The organism is Tessaracoccus sp. O5.2 (genome assembly GCF_964266725.1).
In the GTDB taxonomy this organism is placed as follows: Bacteria; Actinomycetota; Actinomycetes; order Propionibacteriales; family Propionibacteriaceae; genus Arachnia; species Arachnia lapidicapta.
In genome coordinates, this window is the sequence record NZ_CAXWGV010000014.1 from 33,889 (window position 1) to 49,383 (window position 15,495).

Annotated in this window: 17 protein-coding genes and 1 pseudogene; 10 read left to right on the plus strand and 8 right to left on the minus strand. The window is 65.7% G+C overall.

Annotated features, from left to right (window positions below; all coding sequences use genetic code 11):
* The first annotated feature begins 270 nt into the window (after window positions 1–270).
* Window positions 271–1,116 (plus strand): tyrosine-type recombinase/integrase, encoded by an 846-nt coding sequence (locus ACFQPD_RS07325; RefSeq protein ID WP_385899777.1) that lies wholly within the window; start codon window positions 271–273, stop codon window positions 1,114–1,116.
* A gap of 207 nt (window positions 1,117–1,323) precedes the next feature.
* Here ACFQPD_RS07325 and ACFQPD_RS07330 read toward each other — a convergent pair.
* Window positions 1,324–2,370 (minus strand): annotated as a pseudogene (locus ACFQPD_RS07330) (IS256 family transposase); the annotation flags it as partial.
* A 71-nt stretch (window positions 2,371–2,441) separates the two neighbouring features.
* On the opposite strand from ACFQPD_RS07330, the gene ACFQPD_RS07335 reads away from it, so the two are divergent.
* The 3 genes from ACFQPD_RS07335 to ACFQPD_RS07345 all read left to right on the plus strand — a co-directional run bounded on the left by ACFQPD_RS07335 (window position 2,442) and on the right by ACFQPD_RS07345 (window position 4,302).
* Window positions 2,442–2,906, plus strand: a complete 465-nt coding sequence (locus ACFQPD_RS07335) for a sensor histidine kinase (RefSeq protein ID WP_385899799.1) — start codon at window positions 2,442–2,444, stop codon at window positions 2,904–2,906.
* 254 nt (window positions 2,907–3,160) lie between these two features.
* The gene (locus tag ACFQPD_RS07340; protein ID WP_385899779.1) at window positions 3,161–3,709 is read left to right on the plus strand and encodes a hypothetical protein; all 549 of its coding nucleotides are present in this window, start codon (window positions 3,161–3,163) and stop codon (window positions 3,707–3,709) included.
* 68 nt (window positions 3,710–3,777) lie between these two features.
* Entirely contained in the window at window positions 3,778–4,302 is a 525-nt protein-coding gene (locus tag ACFQPD_RS07345; RefSeq protein ID WP_385899781.1) for a GNAT family N-acetyltransferase, read from the plus strand.
* A gap of 78 nt (window positions 4,303–4,380) precedes the next feature.
* On the opposite strand, the gene ACFQPD_RS07350 is transcribed toward ACFQPD_RS07345, so the two are convergent.
* Window positions 4,381–4,950 carry a GNAT family N-acetyltransferase gene (locus ACFQPD_RS07350; RefSeq protein ID WP_385899783.1) on the minus strand — a complete coding sequence of 190 codons (570 nt, stop codon included), beginning with the start codon at window positions 4,948–4,950 and terminating at the stop codon, window positions 4,381–4,383.
* Window positions 4,951–5,214: 264 nt separating this feature from the next.
* On the minus strand, window positions 5,215–5,775 hold the full coding sequence (locus tag ACFQPD_RS07355) for a hypothetical protein (protein ID WP_385899784.1): 561 nt from the start codon (window positions 5,773–5,775) through the stop codon (window positions 5,215–5,217).
* 225 nt (window positions 5,776–6,000) lie between these two features.
* On the opposite strand from ACFQPD_RS07355, the gene ACFQPD_RS07360 reads away from it, so the two are divergent.
* From ACFQPD_RS07360 to ACFQPD_RS07375, 4 genes are all read left to right on the plus strand, one after another.
* Window positions 6,001–6,684, plus strand: coding sequence for a uridine kinase (locus ACFQPD_RS07360; protein ID WP_197971685.1), 684 nt, complete (start codon window positions 6,001–6,003; stop codon window positions 6,682–6,684).
* A gap of 109 nt (window positions 6,685–6,793) precedes the next feature.
* Window positions 6,794–7,429, plus strand: a complete 636-nt coding sequence (locus tag ACFQPD_RS07365; RefSeq protein WP_385899786.1) for a hypothetical protein — start codon at window positions 6,794–6,796, stop codon at window positions 7,427–7,429.
* Window positions 7,430–7,565: 136 nt separating this feature from the next.
* Complete coding sequence (locus tag ACFQPD_RS07370; protein WP_385899787.1) at window positions 7,566–7,805, plus strand: ribbon-helix-helix domain-containing protein; 240 nt, start codon at window positions 7,566–7,568, stop codon at window positions 7,803–7,805.
* A 7-nt stretch (window positions 7,806–7,812) separates the two neighbouring features.
* A complete protein-coding gene (locus tag ACFQPD_RS07375) occupies window positions 7,813–8,139 on the plus strand; it encodes a type II toxin-antitoxin system PemK/MazF family toxin (protein WP_385899788.1) in 327 nt (108 codons plus the stop codon).
* 143 nt (window positions 8,140–8,282) lie between these two features.
* Here the strand turns inward: ACFQPD_RS07375 and ACFQPD_RS07380 are convergent, their stop codons facing one another.
* Together ACFQPD_RS07380 and ACFQPD_RS07385 are read right to left on the minus strand one after the other, a co-directional pair.
* A complete protein-coding gene (locus tag ACFQPD_RS07380) occupies window positions 8,283–9,635 on the minus strand; it encodes a dihydrolipoyl dehydrogenase family protein (protein ID WP_385899790.1) in 1,353 nt (450 codons plus the stop codon).
* Complete coding sequence (locus ACFQPD_RS07385; RefSeq protein ID WP_385899792.1) at window positions 9,635–9,946, minus strand: thioredoxin family protein; 312 nt, start codon at window positions 9,944–9,946, stop codon at window positions 9,635–9,637. Before ACFQPD_RS07385 ends, ACFQPD_RS07380 begins: the two co-directional genes overlap by 1 nt.
* Window positions 9,947–10,001: 55 nt before the next feature.
* Here ACFQPD_RS07385 and ACFQPD_RS07390 point away from each other — a divergent pair, with 55 nt between their 5' ends.
* On the plus strand, window positions 10,002–10,403 hold the full coding sequence (locus tag ACFQPD_RS07390; RefSeq protein ID WP_385899794.1) for a heavy metal-responsive transcriptional regulator: 402 nt from the start codon (window positions 10,002–10,004) through the stop codon (window positions 10,401–10,403).
* Window positions 10,404–10,651: 248 nt separating this feature from the next.
* Here ACFQPD_RS07390 and ACFQPD_RS07395 read toward each other — a convergent pair whose 3' ends face one another.
* Both ACFQPD_RS07395 and ACFQPD_RS07400 read right to left on the minus strand, forming a co-directional pair.
* Window positions 10,652–11,692: a site-specific integrase gene (locus ACFQPD_RS07395; RefSeq protein WP_385899796.1), complete on the minus strand. Its 1,041-nt coding sequence runs from the start codon at window positions 11,690–11,692 to the stop codon at window positions 10,652–10,654.
* Window positions 11,685–12,017, minus strand: a complete 333-nt coding sequence (locus ACFQPD_RS07400) for a hypothetical protein (protein WP_073186925.1) — start codon at window positions 12,015–12,017, stop codon at window positions 11,685–11,687. The genes ACFQPD_RS07395 and ACFQPD_RS07400 overlap by 8 nt, the downstream gene beginning before the upstream one ends.
* 184 nt (window positions 12,018–12,201) lie before the next feature.
* Here ACFQPD_RS07400 and ACFQPD_RS07405 point away from each other — a divergent pair, with 184 nt between their 5' ends.
* Window positions 12,202–13,593: an IS1380 family transposase gene (locus tag ACFQPD_RS07405; RefSeq protein WP_385899801.1), complete on the plus strand. Its 1,392-nt coding sequence runs from the start codon at window positions 12,202–12,204 to the stop codon at window positions 13,591–13,593.
* 552 nt (window positions 13,594–14,145) lie between these two features.
* Here the strand turns inward: ACFQPD_RS07405 and ACFQPD_RS07410 are convergent.
* Window positions 14,146–15,360: a DUF6973 domain-containing protein gene (locus ACFQPD_RS07410; RefSeq protein ID WP_385899798.1), complete on the minus strand. Its 1,215-nt coding sequence runs from the start codon at window positions 15,358–15,360 to the stop codon at window positions 14,146–14,148.
* Window positions 15,361–15,495: the final 135 nt, after the last annotated feature.

Below are 15,495 nucleotides of genomic sequence, written 5' to 3' on the forward strand. Positions count from 1 at the left end.
GCAGACGCCCAGGCCTGGATCACGGGTGAGCGACGACTCGTGGAGTACGGCGCCTGGACCAGCCCCGCGGCACGCGCTGAGGCTCTGAGGTAGGCCGAGCAGGCCGAGGCTGAGCGGGCGGCGGCCGAGGCCCGAGCCGTCGAGGTGCTCCAGAACACTCCAACGGTCAGTGAGTGGATCGAGAGGTGCATCAGTGAGCGTCAGTCCCGGTCCCGACGCCCGATCAAGCAGACCACGGCAGACAACTATCGCAAGCTCGCGCGGCTGAATGTGACCGGGACTCCTCTGGGCGGCATGCGGGTGACCGAGGTGCGGCGCGCTGACGTCCATGAGTGGAGATGGGACGGGCCGCCCAGCCGCACCCGAACCCAGGGAGCGAAGGCGTACGAGCTGCTCGTGTCGGTCTTCGACGACGCCGTTGTGGCCGAGCTGATCGAGACCACGCCGTGCACCTTGAGGGGGGCTGGGTCACCCGAGCGGTCTCGTGAGCCGGAGTCGTTGTCGATGGAGGAGGTCGACCGCTTCCTCGCGGCGATCGACCTGCCGTGGGCGCGCGCGGCGCTGACCATCCAGGTCACGTGTGGCCTGAGGATCGGGGAAGTGCTGGCGTTGCGGGCGAAGGACCTCGACTTGGAGGCCGGCACAGTCACCGTCGCCGGGACTGTGGCCAAGATCGGCGAGTCGGGGCAACGCTCGCTGGTGGTGCAGGCGCCCAAGACCCGGGCATCGCTTCGGACGCTGTCGCTCCTGCCCGACACGACGCCCGAACTGCGCCGGTGGCGACGTTCACTGGGCGAGCTCAAGCCCACTGCGTTGCTGTTCGCCGACCACGTCGGCAGGCCACTCAACGACGATGTGCTGCGACGCGTGCAGAAGAAGGCCGCAGCCAGCATCGGCCGCGCCGAGTTGAAGGATCACGATCTGCGCGCCACAGCAGCCACCCTGGCAGCGGCCGCCGGGGCGTCGGTGCGGGAGATCCAGTCGATGCTGGGCCACACCACGCCCTCCATGGCCCTCAAGTACCAGACGGCGACCAGGGAACGTGACGCTGAACGAGCCCGGAACATGTCGCTGCGATGGCAGGACGCCCGAGCCGCATCGCCGTCGCCGGAGTGACAGTTCAGCGCTGAGCGAGTGCGGGCGACGCCGACAAGACAGGCCCCCCGCGATGGCGGCGGGAGCGGCTAAGGCGCCATGAAGGGGCGTTCGCCTCGAAGCAGAGCGTCGATCTCACTGAGGTCCACCAGCACGCGGTAGCCGTTCTCGTAGCGGGTGAGTCTGCCCTCGGCAAGCCGGCGCTCAAGCGAGCTGCGAGAGGACCTGCAGGAATGGCACGAACTCCGGCCACGCGTTCTCCCACAAACGCACGATCGCCGGATACTTAGCGCCCCATACTTCGGTGAACTCCAGGAACCGGTCCTCGGCCGCGGACACGGTGTCGGCGGTGTAGATCGGCCGCAGCGCACGGGCCAGCTTGTCCCAGTCCTGCCTTGCCGCGTACCGGAACGACCCGCGGATCAGGTGCACCACGCAGGTCTGCACGATCGTTTGCGGCCACACGTTGCCCACCGACTCGGGCAACCCCTTCAGGCCGTCGCACACCAGCATCAACACGTCGGCGACGCCGCGGTTCTTGATCTCGGTCAACACCTGCTGCCAGTACTTCGCGCCCTCGCCGCCGTCCCCGGCCCACAGCCCGAGGATGTCGCGGTTCCCGTCGACAGTGACCGCCAACGCGACGTAGATCGGCCGGTTCGCGACCTGCCCGTCGCGGACCTTCACATGAATCGCGTCGATGAACACCACCGGATACACCGGGTCCAGTGGTCGGTTCTGCCACTCGCCCATCGAGTCCCGGACCTTGTCGGTGATCGTCGAGATCGTGGTCTTCGACACCTCAGAGCCATACACATCGGCCAGATGCGCCGCGATGTCGCCATGGGTCAGCCCGCGAGCCGACAGCGACAACACCACGTCCTCGATCGCCCCCAAACGCCGTTGCCGCTTCGCCACCACGACCGGCTCAAACGACCCGGCCCGATCCCGAGGCACAGCGATCTCGACCGGACCGGCCTTCGTCAGCACCGTCTTCGACCGCGTCCCGTTACGAGCGTTCTCGCTGCCCTCGACCCGCTCGTGCTTGTCATAGCCCAGATGCGCGGTCATCTCGCCCTCCAGCGCCGACTCCAGGACCAGCTTGGTCAGCTGAGCCAGCAGCCCGCCCTCGCCCTCCACGGACAGCCCCAGCCGCTGCGCGTCGCCCACCAGCTGCGCCACCAAATCCTTGTCCACCAGCGGGGGCGTTCCCGTCGACGTCACCTGGTCCTCGACCTCCATCACGACCGCCCCAGCGACCGGCTCAACCTGCATCCCCATCGGGTACCTCCTACATCGGAGTTACACCGGAAAACGTACAGTCCCGATCCACGCGGCCGTTGCCCGTGCATTCGGAGCACTACCGGTCCGCCGGCGTCCGGATCGACGCCTCACTCGTTGACAGCACCCCTCGCGTGCTGGTCGACCCCGAACGAATCCAGGAAGTCCTCGGCAGCCTGCTCGACAACGCGCTCCGCTGCACCCCGGCCGGCGGCACCGTCACCATCGCCGGTCGGCCCAGCCCGTCCGGGGACTCGGCAGTCATCACGGTGACCGACACCGGCCTCGGCCTCACCCCCGCCGAAACAGGGCAGATCTTCCGCCGCTTCGCGAAAGCTGCCGACAGCCCCGGCAGCGGCCTCGGGCTGACCATCGCCCGCGCCATCGTCGAGGCCCACCACGGGACCCTCACCGCCGACAGCGCCGGCCCCGGCACCGGCGCACGATTCACAATCACCCTCCCTGCCAGCCGTTCCTACTCGCGCCCCCCACTGAAGGCAGGCGGAACTGGCAACACCCAGTCCCTCTGATCCACTCGTTGAGGCGGATCAGGCCGTGGCGGGACAGGAATGCCGTTTGGCTTGGGATAAAGGTAGCTACCACCAGAAACTTCAAGCCGAGCCAGCCTGCATCAGCCCTCAATGCCCGAATCGCGCACGCCGACGAACACCTTGAACACGTGAGCACCACCCATCGCGGCAGATCCGGACGTTCGACTCCAGCGCGACCAGGGTTTTCCAGACCCGGGTGCCGGGTGATTGTGGTGCTGATCTAGCGTCCGGTTATGAACCGGGGACAACTGATCCGCATTTTCAAGTGCTTCACCGCAGCACTGGTCCTCGCAGGCTGCACCGGAGGCGGAGCTGTCCTGAAAGTTCCTGACGACACCATCGCGGTATGCGCAGGTGTCCTGCCCGGCAAGGTCGAGCCGTACTGGTTCGGTGTCTCGGTATCGAATGCGGGTCAGAGCCCGATCACGCTGAAGGCCGTCCACCTTGGGGAGCAGGATCACATCCTGATGAACGACGCCTTCGCCGTACCTGCGGTGAGACTCGCTGACGGAACCATGCTGGGAGTGGGAGTCATGCACAATCCGGCGGAGGAAAGTTCAGACTTGTGGGCCGGTCGCCAATCGGTAGCCGGGTACGTCATCGCTCCCGGCGCCCATGTGGATCTGGCACTCGGTTTGTCTCGTGACGGGGCCGAGACCGGACGGGTCCACAGCCAGATCGTTACATATCGGGTCGACGGCGAACGCTACGATCGCAACGCGACCTCCGAGCTGAATCTTGCCCTCACGAACGACTGCGAGACCCTCGACGACGTCCAGTAGCACCTCCTTCATCTGCGCGGCAATACAGGATGTTCAGATGCGGGATGAGCCAGGGCTAGCCTGAAGACGTGCTTCGGCTTCAGGTTCCCTCGCGAGACGAGTTCGCGCTCCGGCAGGCATGGCTGCTCGACCCAGAGATGATGGCCTACAACGCCGGCTGGCAGATCTCCCACGCTGGGTACGACCCCGGCACAGGCTGTATCGACTGGCCAGAAGATGACTGGCCGGCCTTCGAGGCGCGGCTCGCGCAACCGGCGTCACAGCAGGGTTACTACTTCGTTCAAGAGGACGAGACCAGCGAGTTCCTTGGCCATGTCCACTACGAACTCCACACCGACGGCGCGGCTCACATCGGGCTCAACGTGATACCTGCTCGACGTGGAAGTGGGCTTGGCATGAGGTTCATGAATCTCCTCCTCGAACGTGTCTGGCAAGACACTGAAGCAGCAGTGGCCATCAACGAATTCGAGGATGGTCGACTCGATGCCGTGCGGCTGCACCGACGCTGTGGCTTCGTCCCTGATCCGACCACGTCGAACTTGTACGGCCGCCCAACCCGCACCTGGCGCCTTCTCCGCTCCAACTCCCAGTAGTGCGCGCGGTCGGCGGCGAAGTTGGATGCAAATCGGTCATGCTCGTGGGCTTGCCAACGATCAAGTAGGCGCGATGCCTCAGCGCAGGTCGATCCTCATGAGCACGCGCGGGAAGCCGTTGATCACGGAGTCGGTGTCTGCAGCCTTGCAGAACCCGGCCTTCTCGAACAGGGCGCGCGTGCCGACGTAGGCCATGGTCAGGTCGACCTTCTGCCCTTGATTGTCGACCGGGTAGCCCTCGATCGCCGGCGCACCCGAATGTCGGGCGAACTCCACTGCACCTGCCAGAAGCACGTGGGAAAGGCCCTTGCCGCGGTGCCCGGGCCGCACCCGGATGCACCACACCGACCACACGTCCAGGTCGTCGACGTGAGGGATCTTGCGGCTGTTCGCAAAAGAGGTGTCGTCACGGGGGTGGACCGCTGCCCAGCCGACGACGTCGTTGCCGTCGTAGGCGAGCACGCCGGGCGGGCCCTGTTGCATCAGCTCAGCCACCTTCTCGCCACGCTGGGTGCCGAGCAGGGTGTGGTTCTCCCTCGCGGGGATTCGATAGCTCAGGCACCAGCACACGTTGGCGTCAGGACGCTTGGGTCCGAGCATCGTTGCCACGTCGGCGAAGTCCGTCGCCGGTCGTACCCGGATCCCCATGGCCTCCACCCTGACACGGCCTCCCGACAGCGGCAACACCCCCGCCGCGGCATTGAGGGCGGGCGGTCGTGCTCGGGTGACCACCAAAGCCGACAGGCTACCCTCGCACACCGCGGCAGATCCGGATGTTCGACACCCTCTGCCGGCCTGCTCGGATCGGAGCCGCAAGCGTGTCACTGCGTCAGTCTGTGCCAAAGGCGGATGCGCCGTCATGTGGGAGCGCGCAGCGCCGGTCTCTCGGAGCACGTCTTGCCACTACTCGTGTCACGCGCCCCAAGGCCAGTTCAGCGAGGGGGCAACTTCGGACGGGATGGGAATATGATCCACATCCCTTGCCCCGACGAGGCGCTTAAGCAAGCGCATTCGGCTCTTCTCAGTTGACGACACTGCGCCCTTGCGAACCTCGGCCAGGGGCCACCATTTCAACGCACCGGAATCCCCCGCAACAACGAGGACAGGCACGTAACCCTCAGCCAGCGGAATCATGCGCTCTCCCGACGACGCCCAGCCAGCCGCCACAATTCGATCGAAACGAACGAAACCCCGTCGTGTGAGAACGCCCCGGGACGTGACCACGACCGCGAAGGGCCACCCGGAAAGCCAAGCGAAGACACCCGCGGCCACGCTGAGGGCCACAGTCACCCAATCGAGTCCTTCGACGATAAGGAGGCCCACCACGCAGGCAACCGCCAGCCAGCCCACAAAGGCGGCAGACCCCCAGCCCAGCACGACACCGGGTTGCGTCACGCCACGCCACGGTCCCGCTGCAGCGCGTCGCGCCGTGGATACCTCATGCAGCCATTCGTCTGGAGAGATCAACGCCACTTGGACACCCTATCCATCGGTCAGATCGGATCAGAAGCACACGAGATGAGAGACGAACGGGTCCTACTGAATCCAGGCGTGCCGGGTACCCCCGAGGTCCACAACGACGTGCTGGCCTCTACCAGCAGTGGCTCTGAGTCACTACTCGGGGAACCGAAGCCGAAGGCTACCCTCGCACACCGCGGCATGAGCGAGCATGGCTGCTGTCTGCAGCAGAATGGGGTCATGACCATGACCTTGCTCGAGGGTGAACCCGCTGCGGGGCCTTGGCGGGCCCTCGACACTGCCGAGCTGGTCAATCACGTTTTACAGGTGGCCGGGCAGCCGCTGGGTCGGCCGCAGATCGTTGCCGTGGACGGCAGGGGAGCCTCAGGTAAGTCGACGCTGGCTGCTGAGCTGAAGCGGGCCGTCGCCCGTTCTGCGGTCGTGCACACGGATGACCTGGCCTGGCATGAGCCGTTCTTCGCCTGGGGGCATCTGCTGCGCGACGAGATCCTGGTGACACTGCACCGTGGGGAGGGTGTGCGGTTTCAGCCGCCGGCGTGGGGGCTGCATGGACGCGAAGGCGTGATCGAGGTTGCCGCGGAGGCGGACTTGGTCGTCATCGAGGGCGTCGGCGCAAGCCAACGCGAGTTCGAGCACTTCGTTGATGCCTCGATCTGGGTGCAGTCGGACTTTCAGGAGGCCGAGCGGCGGGGGATCGCTCGCGACATGGCCGAGGGTGTGAACGGTGATCGCGAGCAGACGATCGCGTTCTGGCACGAGTGGATGGCACATGAAGTGCGGTTTCTTGCCGAGCAACGTCCGTGGGAGCGGGCCTGCCTGGTGGTTGCCGGTTCCCCAACCATCGACCTCGATGAGGGGCAGTTCGCCGTAGCGCCTGCACCTTCGAACAACCCGTGGCTCTGATGGTAGGTGCCCCCGCATCTGCCAACGCGACAGTAGCGTGCGGCCACGCTCAGTGCGGCAGATGAGGATGCTGCACGGTGGCGGCTCCCGGTGTCCATAGGATGTCTGCGTGGACGACGAGGACGAGGATTTCACCCCATGGACGCCGGAAGGCGCGGCATTGCTGCTTGAGTCCGCAGACGCCTTGGTTGAGGCGATTCGGACCCATGCGTCCGCCATCACCAGTCTTCGAGGAGACGAGCAGAGCGGGGAGGTTTTCGCGGCCGGCGATCGGCTTCGCCGTGCCGTCCGGGCTTACGCCGACGCCCAGTTCGAGTACACCGGCACCGGCTTCCCCCTCGGCATTGTCCACGAGTTCGATGAGGATGAGGGTGAGGACGTCATCGATATTGGCCCGGTCGCCGGAGTGTCGGTGCTGCGCCGAAATGACTATGTCGTCACCAACGAGGCGGCAGTCATGAAGGCCGGGCGAAAGGCGTACCGGCGGCTGTGGCCAGCAGAGGATGCCGCGGCCGCGGCCGCGGACGTGACTCACCTGGGCCGTGCCCTCTACCAGATCGCACACGCTGAGGGCTGGGACAGCCTTGAGCAGGTGAAGGGACTGCAGCCGGTCGGTGGAGTCGTCGTCGTGCAGTCCTCTGACGAGCTCCTCAGCGCCGATCCGGACGAGTGGCCTGAGGACAACCTGTTCAGACACGACGACGACCGCCTCCTGTATCGGCAAGACGACGTCTACAGCGGTTAGCTCAATCGCCCTCGCCCAGCGGGGGCGATACCGGCCTTGTCGCTGCGCGGCCTGGCAATCCTCCGGTCGCGCCTCCCGGCTGGCGGCAGATCCGGTAAAGCTACCGTGGTAGGAAGTCTGGTAGTAGGCTGGTCGCATGAGTCAGGTGAAGTTGAGTGTGAGTCTCTCCGAGAGCGAGGTCGCAGCCCTGGACAAGTACGCCCACGCTGCCGGCCTGAAGTCGCGCTCCGCGGCCATCCAGCAGGCGATCAGGCTACTCGGCGACCCAGAACTCCAGTCCGCCTACGAATCAGCCTGGCGGGAGTGGGAAGACTCCGGGAACGCCGACGCGTGGGAGCCCGCCGCGGCCGACGGGATGGCTGATGCTCCGCGGTGAGATCCGGTTGGTCGATCTGGAACCCGCCCGCGCGGGAGAGGCGGACAAGCGTCGCCCTGCGGTGATCGTCAGCAACGACAACGCCAACGCCACCGCGGCGAGGCTGGGGCGTGGCGTCGTCACCGTGGTCCCCGTCACCAGCAACATCGCCAGGGTCTACCCCTTCCAGGTCCTCCTCCCCGCTGACGAAACAGGCCTGCACGTGGATTCGAAAGCCCAAGCTGAACAAGTTCGTTCGGTCTCGGTGGAACGCATCGGCCCCGTCACTGGCCGGATTCCCACCCACCTGCTGACCCAACTCGACGACGCCCTGCGCCTGCACCTCCACCTCTGACCACACGCTCGCAGCGGCAATACAGGATGTTCAACGGGAGGATCGAGACGCCGGCCGTGTGTCGCTTCCGACCCAACCGGTTCTCTCCTGTGGTTGGGCTGCCTGGGTCCGAACTTCTCCGCGACCACCAAGCCTCCTCTAGGTCAGAGGATCGAGCCGACATCTGATCCTACGGTGGGGTAGGCGGCGGTCATCGATTTCAGTTGATGGGTTGTCAGTTCGAGCTTCATGGCGAGGCCGAAGAAGTTGACCAGTTCGCCGTACTCCGGGCCGAGCAGGTGTGCGCCGACGATCCGATCCGTGGATCGGTCGATAAGGATCTTGGTGGCCGCGGTGGTCTCACCGATGCGGTAGTTGGAGTACCAGCCGCGGGTGTCGCGGTAGCGGACGTCGACGTCGATGCCCTGGTCTCGGGCTTGTTGTTCGAGCATTCCAACTCGAGTGAGTTCGGGGATCGTGAACACCGCTGTTGGGATACCCGTGTAGTCGGGGACGGTCTTGGTGGCCTTGAGCATGTTGGAGGCCGCGACCTTGGCTTCGATCACTGCGACTGGGGTCAGTGGCATGCCGGGGGTGTTGGCGGCGTCGCCGGCGGCGTAGACCGCGGGGTTGCTGGTGCTTTGCAGGTGAGCGGCTACCCGCACTCCTCGTTCGTCCCACTCGACTCCGGCGGCGTCGAGGTCGAGGCCGGACAGTTCGGGGATCCGGCCCGCACCGTGCACGATGAGGTCGAACTCCACGTCCTCGGGTCGGCCGGATCGTGCCAAGCTGACCTGGTAACCGCCACCGGACTTCTCGATTGAGGTGATCGTGGTGGAGCGCCACAGCTCGATCCCGGCCTCGGCGCCGCGGTTGCTGAGGAGCTCGACGAGGTCGGGGTCGAACGCCTTGAGCGGCCGCGGCCCGCGGTCGAGGATGACCGGGGTGCTGCCCGCCCGCGCCGCGATGTGAGCGAACTCGAACGAGATGAAGCCACCACCGACGAACAAGATCCTCCGTGGCAGCGCTGGAAGGTCCATGAAGGCGGTGCTGTCGACCAGATGCTCGTGACCGGGAAAGTCCAGCGGCCGTGGACGGGCGCCCGCGGCGATCAGGAAGTGAGCTGCGTCGTAGGACCTGCCGTCAATCGCGATGGTGTGCGCGTTCGTGAACCGCGCCTGCCCGTGGAGCGTGTCCACACCGTTGCCCGAAAGGCTGTCCTCCATGTTTCGCGGGACCGGGTCGGTGAAGCCGTGCTTGTGCTTGATCAGATCGGCCCAGTTCATCGACAAGCCGGCGTCGTCGATTCCCTTGCCCCGCATCAGTCGGGCGCTGTCGATGATCTCGGCCCCGCGACGCAGGATCTTCTTCGGGTCGCACCCTCGAAGCGCACAGGTGCCGCCGTAGGGAAGCGCGTCGACGATCGCGACCCTCCAGCCCGCGGAAGCGCACTTGTTCGCCGCCGCGACGCCGGCCATGCCGGCACCGATCACGATCAAGTCATAGCTGCGCGTCATCAGGACAGCACCTCGGCCACGCCGAGCGCAGCCCGGAGTTCCTGCATCGTGGGCGCCCCCGCCAGCCCATCGGGCGTGCGGTAGAGCCGACAGGACAACCCGACCCCGTCGCCGGGTTTGGCGAAGATGTCGACGCCCTCGACCAGGATGCTCGGCGAGCCGTGGAACCCCAGCCGCTCCGCCTCCTCGAGCGTTTCGACGCGGAGTCGCGTCACCACGACATCGGGGCGTTCGTTGGCGATCGCTGCAAGTCGCTGGTCGGCGACCTTCCAGTTGGGGCAGTCATCGAAGTACAACAGAGAGACGTTCATGGTGCGACGCTAGACCTTGTACCGTGGTAGAAGGTCAAGGGTTAAGGGGGGCGAGATGTTGATCGGTGAGCTTGCCGACATTGCCGGGGTGACGAGCCAGACCGTGCGGTTCTATGAGCGCAGGGGCCTGTTGCCGGACGCCGAACGAGGCGCCAACGGGTACCGCGTCTACGACGAGGCCATGCTCGCCCGGTTGCGCTTCATCAACGTGGCCCAGGCCGCCGGGCTGACACTGTCCGAGATTCGCAGCATCATCGCCCTTCGCGACGACGGGCACATGCCCTGCGCGCACGTGGTTACGCTCATCGACACCAAGGTCGCTGACGTCCGTGCACGGATCAAACAACTTGCCGCGCTGCAAACCGAGCTCGAAGCACTCCGCGACCACAGTGAGCTGCTCGATCCCGCCGACTGCGAAGACGACGACATCTGCCACATACTCTCCTCAGCGAAGTAAGCCCTCGACGGGGACAAAGCACAGACGAGGCTCTCCAGCGAAGCCCAACGCTCGCTACGGCCGGTCCAGACATCCGCCATTCGGCATCAAGCACGTGCGTGCGGTCACGACCGTTGACCTCGACGTCCCCACATGGGCATGTCCGTGATGCCACGCACGCCATTCGGCATGAGAGTGAAGCGGGGGAGTGTCCAGGGAGGCCTCCGGCCGGACCCGGGGATGATTCGAGGCCAAGCCCGCCGACCTCTTCAGAGAGGGAGTTGGGTGGCGGCGTTCTCTTCCCAGGCGTCTTCGATGCGGGTGTAGATGCCGATGGAGGCCAGGTCCTTGTGCCGGGTCTGTCTGGCGATCTGCAGGGAGGTGGCGCCGCGTTTCGCGGCGTAGGTGACGAACCCCGCCCGCAGGGAATGCGCCGAGAAGCCGGTGGCGTCGAGACCGGCCCGGGTGACTGCCTGGGTGATCAGCCGGGACAGGCCGTCGGGGGTGAGGCCACGGCTACTGACGCGGTTGCCTTTGGAGACGGACCGGAACACCAGGCCTTCGGTGATGCCGGCGACGGTGAGCCAGTTGCGTAGCGCGGTGACGGGGCAGTAGTCCTGGCGGGCACCCCAGGGGAGGACCACGAGCTCAAGGTCGCCGGTCTGGTTGGTTTTGGAGCGGGTGAGCTCGATCACCAGGCCCCGTTCGTGGGGTTTGATCTGATCAACCTCGAGGGCGGCGAGTTCGGAGGCGCGCAGCGCGGACACGAACCCGACCAGCAGGAGTACCCGGTCCCGGATTCCGCTGAGCGAGGGCTCATGGTCGCGGGTCTTCCATTTCGTCATCGCCGGGCAAGCATCAACGACGTCGAGGAGGAGTGGGGGCATGAGGGGGCGGGCCTGGTCCGGGGGAGCCCCGAGCTGGCGGCGGATCCCTTCCCAGACGGCGATCACGCGCGCGGTCTGGGTGGGGTCGGGATGGTTACGGACCTTGTGGGCGAACCGGATCGTCGACAGACGCCGGCTGATCGTGCCGACCTTCGCCCCGGCGGTGGCCAGCGCCGAGATGTAGCGGGAGATCGCGATGTCGGTGGCGGGCAGCGCGATGTGGTGGTTGTCGCGGCACCAGGTGACGAACTCGGTCCAGTCGGAGCGGTACCCGCGCAGCGTCGACGAGGCCCGCGACGCCGAGGCGAACGCGGCCTCGGCCGCATCCAACGACAGGTCCTCCGGCAGCAGCACCCCCGCCTGATGATCAACGGCGACCAGACCAGCCGCACTGTCCAGGGACCCTGGGTGCCCCTCAGGCATTCGACTCGTCAGGTAGCTCGAGTTGCTCGGCGAGCCAGGCGCGGGCGGCGGCCTCGGCGGCCGGTTTGGCGGCTGTCAGGGTGGGCTGGACGCCGCGGGCAATGCGGGTCACCAGATCGGTGCTGCCGGTGCGGTAGATGGTGAGCGTCCAGGTCCAGCGGCCGGCGGTGCCGCGCTGGGCCATCAGCTGCAGATCGTGACGCTCAGAGATCGGCAGGTTCACACCCCACGCCGACTTCGCCCCGGAGCGGTCGTGGCCCCACTCGTACGGGGGCAGCGGCACGTCATCGCGGGTGACGAGTTGGTGTCGGCGTCGGGTGGCCATGCCTGGATCCTACCGGTTATTACATCGGATTCTCTGGATAATCCGATGTAATAGCCGGTCGCTAGCCTCGTGCTTTCACGCCGGTGGGTGGACAGTAGCGGGTTGAGATAGCGAAAGTGCCCCTGACTTGGGATGATGTGACTTGACTAGAGAACACATCGACCAAGATGGGGGCACCTTCGAGGTGAACAGTACCGGTTTGTATCCCAGGGTTCATGTTGATACCGCGAAGGTGGCCGCGGTGGCCCAGGCCGGCGGGGTCCTGCTCACGGAAACAATCCGCGCCGCGGGGCTGGATCGGGCCCTGTCGGAGGCGTTGGTGGGGTGGCGGAAGCCGTTGGCGGTCCATGACCCGGGCAAGATCCTGCTCGACCTGGCGGTGTCGCTGGTGCTGGGCGGGGATGCGTTGAGTGACGTCGCCGTGCTGCGCGGCGAGCCGGGGGTGTACGGCCGTGTGGCGTCGGATCCGACGGTGTCGCGGCTGATCAAGGCCCTGGCCGAGGATGCGGACAAGGCGATCAAGGCGATATCGGTGGCGCGGCAGCAGGCCCGAGCCACCGTCTGGGGTCTGGCCGGTGTCCATGCGCCCGACCACGGCGCTACCGCTGAGCAGCCGCTGATTATCGACTTGGATGCGTCGCTGGTCACCGCGCATTCGGAGAAGCAGCAGGCTGCTCCGACGTTCAAACGCGGGTTCGGGTTCCACCCCCTGTTGGCGTTCGCCGACCACGGCACGGACGGAACCGGCGAAGCACTCGCGGTCCATCTGAGGCCGGGGAACGCGGGCTCCAACAAGGCTTCGGATCACATCGCCGTGACCAGGGCCGCGTTGGCGCAGCTCCCCGACCAGAACCCGCGGCCAGGACGCCGGGTGCTGGTCCGCGCGGACGGCGCCGGCGGCACGAGAGACTTCACCAAGTGGCTGACCGGGCGAAGGGTCGTGTACTCGGTCGGGTTCACCCTCCCCATGGACACCCCCGACCTCTACCACGAGATTCCCGAATGGGTGTGGCTCCCGGCGCTCAACGCGGATGGTGAAGCCCGCGACGGGGCCGATCTGGCCGAGTTCACCGGACTACTCGACCTGTCCGGCTGGCCCAAGGGGATGCGGGTGATCGTCCGCCGGGAACGACCTCACCCCGGCGCTCAGCTGCGGTTCGATGATGTCGACGGCTACCGGCTCACCGCCTTCGCGACCAACACCACCCTCGGCACCCTCCAACAGCTCGAGCTCCGGCATCGCCGGCGGGCCCGCTGCGAAGACCGGATCAGGCAGGCGAAGACCACCGGGCTGGCGAACCTCCCCCTGCATGGGTTCGACCAGAACCGCATCTGGTGCCAGATCGTCGCCCTGGCCTCCGAGTTACAGGCCTGGACCGGGATGCTGGCGCTGACCGGTCATGAAGCCCGGCGTTGGGAACCGAAACGCCTCCGCTACCGGCTGTTCAGCATCCCCGCCACCATCGCCCGAAGAGCCAGACGCATCCACCTCCACCTCAGCGACCGATCCCCATGGGCCGAGCTCATCCTCACAGGCATCACCAGACTCCAAGGACTCCCAGCACCAGCGACCTGACCCCGCGGCCCCGACCATCCGCCTCGATCCTGGAACACCCCCTCGGCCTGGAAACCCCGCCCACCGTGAGCGACACGCGGCGCCTTGTCACACCCAGCTGCAAGAATCAGATACAACCTCGACGCCACCGGCGCCGACCAGCCCTACACAGGCCCGTCATGAAAGATCGAGGCTAGTGGGCCAGACCTCTCCCAGAACTCGAATCCTACTCGACTTCCTGAATAACTACCCCCACGTCGGTATCTGGTTCCGACAAGAGAATCACAGTGAATTCGCTGTCACCCAAGCGACATGTGGCGCTATCAGCCGCCGCTCGACATCTATCGGAAAGCCTTGACATGAGCTCTGACCATGAAATCTGCAGCGTGAGAGTGCCGCTGAGCGGTGACCCGGACTCGCAATCCGGCGTACTGACGTAATCGACCTGGCCCGGGGATGTCATTAACAATTCCACGATCGCGGCGTTCATCCGCGAATGTCCGGCGGAAGAACAAGTTGCGTCCTGAATGCAGCCCGTCAGGGAACCTGCCACGATAACCACAGCCAGCCCGACTAATACAACTTGCCGCAGGATTTTACACACGTGAACCTTCCTTCCGTGAAGAGCCGTTCCGCGGTCTTCCTTAAGCTCAACAAGTACGAATATACTCCGGATACCGCAACTCTTTGATTCCTGTAGTTGTTCTTCATCCAACTGAGCGTGAAGGCATTATTCGCCCTATCCCTGCGACTGTCCACTCGATCGCCAGCGAAATTCAACAAACCCGCTTCGTGAGCCCCCGCGATACTCCTTGCATGATCGCGACCCACCACCAAGGACATCCCTGCTACCCACAAGAAATGCCTAATGGCATTCTTCGCGTTCGAATTCCCGTACTTCTTGGTGAGGTTGTTGGCATGGGCGGTAATGAGCGCAACCATGGAACATCCCAATCTTCCGGCTGCTCGACAAGCCAGGATCGACAGCGCATGTCTGGCGACCTTATTCTTCTGCGATTCTCGCCCACTGATATCGGAGTAGCTGATCGGGTCCGATGGATAACCATAGGTAGTGTCGTTGCCGCCGTAGACGGGGTCGATGGATGTGAAGAGTCCTGTGGCTGTGTTGTAGAGGCGGGCTCCCATGAGGAGGATGCCGACAAGGGTGGTGGTGCGTTGTTTGGCGCCGAGCCATCCGTAGCCGTTGGCGGCGGCGCCGGTGGTGGCTGTGGGTTGTGGGGTGTCGGGTTGGCCGTATTCGGTGTAGCGGGTGTAGGAGTCGATCCCTGACGCCGCCGTTCCTGAGGTGGTGAGGGTGGTGGTGGCGGCGATGTCCCCGCGTGGGGTGGTCAGCGCCAACTCACCGCGTTGGCCGGTGGTGTCGGTGATCAGCGACAGGCTGAGATCGGAGCCGACGAGGTCGGCGAACACGGTGGTGGCGGTGGCTCCGGCGGTGAGGGTGGTGATCCAGCCCGGGCTGTCGGAGGTGTCGGTGTAGTGATTCGTGACCACCGACGTGGTGGCGGCGTTGACGGTGGTGGTTTGGGTGGCGCGACGGCCAGCGACATCCAGCGTGTAGGCCAGCGTGGTGTCGGCCTGGGTGATGGTTTTGGCTGTGTCGTCGTCGTGGTACCCGAGGGTGATGTTCCCGCCTGTCGGTGTGGGTGTGTCAACCGCGGGGATCAGGGTTTGCCGGCCGAGTGCGTCGTAGAGGTAGGTGCTTTGCCCGTCGGCGGCGGTGACGGGCCGGTCGGCTGGGTCGTAGGCACGGGTGACGCTGCTCGACACGGCGGTGGGTGAATCGGCCTGGGTTTCGTTCCTATCGGTTTCCCTGTCCGGCGGTCGCCGGGAGGCCTGATTCGAGGTCAGCGTAGTACGCGTCCTCGATCTCGATCGGGGTGCGCATGCCGAGTTCGCCGTGCA

What these genes read in the sequence shown, in the direction of transcription:
- ACFQPD_RS07385 (WP_385899792.1), bottom strand. Translation starts at nt 9,946, where the DNA reads ATGAACGTCTCTCTGTTGTACTTCGATGACTGCCCCAACTGGAAGGTC.
- ACFQPD_RS07370 (WP_385899787.1), top strand. Translation starts at nt 7,566, where the DNA reads ATGAGTCAGGTGAAGTTGAGTGTGAGTCTCTCCGAGAGCGAGGTCGCA.
- ACFQPD_RS07395 (WP_385899796.1), bottom strand. Translation starts at nt 11,692, where the DNA reads ATGCCTGAGGGGCACCCAGGGTCCCTGGACAGTGCGGCTGGTCTGGTC.
- ACFQPD_RS07400 (WP_073186925.1), bottom strand. Translation starts at nt 12,017, where the DNA reads ATGGCCACCCGACGCCGACACCAACTCGTCACCCGCGATGACGTGCCG.
- ACFQPD_RS07360 (WP_197971685.1), top strand. Translation starts at nt 6,001, where the DNA reads ATGACCATGACCTTGCTCGAGGGTGAACCCGCTGCGGGGCCTTGGCGG.
- ACFQPD_RS07350 (WP_385899783.1), bottom strand. Translation starts at nt 4,950, where the DNA reads ATGGGGATCCGGGTACGACCGGCGACGGACTTCGCCGACGTGGCAACG.
- ACFQPD_RS07390 (WP_385899794.1), top strand. Translation starts at nt 10,002, where the DNA reads ATGTTGATCGGTGAGCTTGCCGACATTGCCGGGGTGACGAGCCAGACC.
- ACFQPD_RS07340 (WP_385899779.1), top strand. Translation starts at nt 3,161, where the DNA reads ATGAACCGGGGACAACTGATCCGCATTTTCAAGTGCTTCACCGCAGCA.
- ACFQPD_RS07380 (WP_385899790.1), bottom strand. Translation starts at nt 9,635, where the DNA reads ATGACGCGCAGCTATGACTTGATCGTGATCGGTGCCGGCATGGCCGGC.